Here is a 3,876-nt window from a genome sequence, read left to right on the forward strand (position 1 = left end):
TTTATGATTACTCTCTTTTTATTTCTTTATCAACTGACAAAATCTTTACTCTATTATTTCCTGTACCGGCTTCAAAAGGTCTCCAGCACCGGCTTCAAACTTCCTCTAGCACCGGCTTCTAAATATCTCCGGCGCCGGCTTCGAAACTATCTTCGTACAAGCTCTATACCTACTGAAATACCGCCAGCATTTTCTGAGAGAGACTTTCTCCGATTCCCATAATGTTATTCAGGAATAAAATTTCTTCAATGCCTTTTTCCCTGATCAGGGAGGAAGCATTTCCCTGATAATGCCGGTAGTCCACCACATAAACGTCCCGGTAATCCTGTGCCAAAAGAGGCACAAAAGCATTTCCATAGGAATCCTTCAAGACCAAAATGCTCTTCTTTCGAGGAGCCCCTTCATTATGGATTTCCACATAGCCATGATCTCCCAGCATAAAGCAGTTGTATTTATTTCCGGGAAGCATTTGACTGGCATCATTAATCAACTTGCCTTCCTGAAGATTTCCCTTGCTGTCGGTATATTGCATGGTATTCATGCTCCCCTGATAAGCTGTCACCTGATCGGGATGCCCCTTTAAACTTTCCGGACGATTCATAAAAAAGTAAAAGGTTCCGTAAAATTCCGGGAAATCCAGCTTTTGATAGTCAGACAAAGGCTTGGTGCTGTAGCCCATACTTTTGCAATATTCCTGATAGCCGTAATATGCTCCAAGCTGTGTCCAGTGATGATCCGTTCGGAAATAGATGTATTCCTTTTTGTGTGCGGAAAGAGCATCAAAAACATTTACCGTATTGACTCTTTTATCCATCAGGCTATAGCTGTAGGCAATGGCCTGATCCATCCCGGAGGAGGCCAGCTTTTCCTGCACCTTCGGATCCAGGATTACGCCAAAGGAATTGGGCACAATCATGGCGCTAAGCTTCACCTTGGGAAACATGGCCTGCACAGTATTTAATAAAGAAGCGTGGGCACGAACCGCCTTTTCGCTGAAATAAAACAGCTCATAGGCGGAATCTCCGTTCAGATAGAGACTTCCAATCTGTTCGCCGGCTACATTTTCCGCCTTATCCGCCTTTTTAATCTGCAGATTTCCCTCCGCATCCGTTTCAAAATTGCTGTTTTCTTCTTTTGCCTTCGTTGTACCTTGCTTTGCATCGGAGCCTTGCTTTGCTTCCGCGCTCCGCTTTGCTTCTGCCTCTCCCTGCTTTTCCCCTGTTCCTTTTCCTTCTTCTGTCTGCTCTTTCCCTTCTTTCTTATCCCGGGCTTCCGCCTTTTCCCGGCCTTCCCCATCGGATTCCTTTTTCTCTGCTACTCCGTCCTGTTCGCCTTCCCCATCCTTCTTTAAAGCGAAGGTCTCTGCCAAAGCGCCTTCCCCTGTGGGAATTTCTTCTTTGACCTGCTCGGCGGCTCCGTAAATCTGCTCTCCCTGCAAGCCATAGAAAGCCTTGGTTTTCGAAGCCAAAAGCATCCACTCCTCTTTTCCCGGATAACTGTCCTGATACCAGGATGTGATGTCCTGGAAATAGCTTCCCACAAAAAGTCCCTGCAAGGAAAATGCCGGAAACTTCTTCAGTTCTCTTTTTTCCGCATCGGAATATCTCGGTCTTAAGGGGAGAAGCACTCCCAGCACAAAAAGGCAGCACAAGAGCCCCAGCATAGCCAGCGAAAATACCTTGGCATAGGGAAAATCCTTCTTGGGCTTTTCCGGACTCGCTTCTTCTATGCTCTTAGCTTTAGGCGTTTCTACATCTATAGAATCCTCTTCAATGCTTCCCTCTTCTACGGATTCCTCTTCCGTAGAGCGCTGTTCTGAGGAGCACTCTTCTTTAGTTTTTTCTTCTATGATGTTCTCTTCCGTTAATTTTTCTTCCATAATCTTTTCTTCTGTAATTTGTTCTTCTCTTCCCTGATTATCCATTCCCATCTACTCTTATATCACATTATAGCTAGCAGCAGTTGCCGTGTCTAAACTAGTTTCAATCTGAGCAGAATAAACCTAACGAGGAATTCTAATACTTTTTTTAGCCTTCTCAGTTGTGACAACCTTAAATCGTTTTTTTAATTTCTTCAAATGGTCTTTGTTCGGGCGATTTATTTTATAATCATTAGTACAGCATATTACAGCTAACTTCCCCTTATGAATAGCTTTATTTTTTATTAAGCTTTTATAAGCAGTATGTTGTGAACCATGATGCGGAACAATTAAATAATCTATTTGACTATCTGCAATCTTAGGTTCTCCTGCATTTACACGTGCTTTATCAAAAGATGCATAATTTACATCTCCCATCATCAAAAATACTTTTTCCTCGCCACTCTTAAAGTCAGTGTATTCAATAACTATTCCTTCGCAATTAGAATAGCTACTATCACAGCCACTCTTTTCACCCATATACAACTTATACTGACCTATTATTTGGTTTTTACTATTTTTAATTTTGATGGGTGCACCTATCAATCGCCCATTTTTTAAACTATCCTTTCTCTTAACTCTAAATAAATGGTTTTTCACATCAAGGTACTTTGCTAATCGTTTTGCCTCTATACAGGCATCATAGCAATCTGGAGCAAACCAATCTACGGTAAAATAATTTTCATTAGCTGCTGATATCCCGAGAATATGATCCAAGTCCCAATGTGATAGTATAAAAAATGATGGTTTGTTTTTGACAATCTCTTGTATTATTTGGAAATAATTATCTGTTCTTCCATCTTCAATCTCTCTAAGTCTTTGCTTACAATTAAACCCTATATCATAAAAGAATCCTTCATCATTATCCTCTATCTTCACAAAAACACAATTTCCATTTCCAATCCTATATACATCAACATATGATACCATTCTGTTCCCAATTTTATCTTTTATGAGCCAGTTAAATTTATCATCTTTCTCACAAGCCTTTGGTATTTCATAAGTATCTACAATTAATTTAATGTCATCTAGTGAAATTCCTGTTCCGGAAAGTATATAAAGGGGTTTTTTAATTGTTTTTACTGGTCTGGCATTTTGATTAACCTGCTTATCTAATGTAGAATCTTGGATGATACTTTGAATGACATAGCCATTCAATCTAAAATGTAGGCTATCACCTGTATCATAGTATGAGAGATTATTCAGGCTGTTATTTCGACTATAACCTGAATTAGAATCAAAACGCTCATCCGGAACAAATGTGCATTCCGTCCAAAAATATGAATCTTCGTCTTTAACTTTATTATTGCTACTTATTTGATTTTGAATATCTTGTAATCTTTGAAATTCATTTCTATTTATCTCCGCAATAAAGCTGAAAAAATATGGTCTATAGCCATAATCGTCTCTATTGTTCGGTATTGCACTTAGCATCATCCGATCATAATGAAGCATCGGTAAAGTTAATAAAGAGCATTGCAAGAGTATTGATTTCTGATTATCAGTATATTTGTCATATTCACTAAACTCACGTTCTCTTAAATCAGGCATCTGAATAAATACCTTGGACTTTCCTTGAAATACATTTTCAAACATTTTGTCGCAAACTTCATGATGAGTAAAAAATTCAGGCCGCCCCAATTTCTCTATATATCTTAGATATTCATGAAACAATTCATATTTCTCATTAATAAAAATATTATTCATTGCTTCTACACATATTTTTTCGAGTTGCATATCTAGTTGTTCAAGGGGTTTGTCTTTACAATTTGTGAAGATGTCATATAACTGCATTAATAACATATATACACTGTTTATATCATTATCTAAACAAGATATCGGTTGTAAGTCCTTGATTAACTCATTTATCAAATCCCAATTTTCTTTCAAATAGAAATTATAAGATGACTTAGTTTTAGAGTTATTTTGAAAATATATATAATCTATATACATGGCTT

General features: G+C 38.2%; 2 protein-coding genes. Both read right to left on the minus strand.

Going from position 1 to position 3,876, the window contains the following annotated elements; all coding sequences use genetic code 11:
* Positions 1-169 precede the first annotated feature (169 nt).
* Positions 170-1,924 carry a DHHW family protein gene (locus ACO4PX_RS09170; protein ID WP_485572353.1) on the minus strand — a complete coding sequence of 585 codons (1,755 nt, stop codon included), beginning with the start codon at positions 1,922-1,924 and terminating at the stop codon, positions 170-172.
* 78 nt (positions 1,925-2,002) lie between these two features.
* Positions 2,003-3,876 (minus strand): ComEC/Rec2 family competence protein (locus tag ACO4PX_RS09175; RefSeq protein ID WP_485572354.1); only part of this gene is annotated, 1,874 nt, incomplete at its 5' end.

The organism is Oribacterium sp. (genome assembly GCF_057249185.1).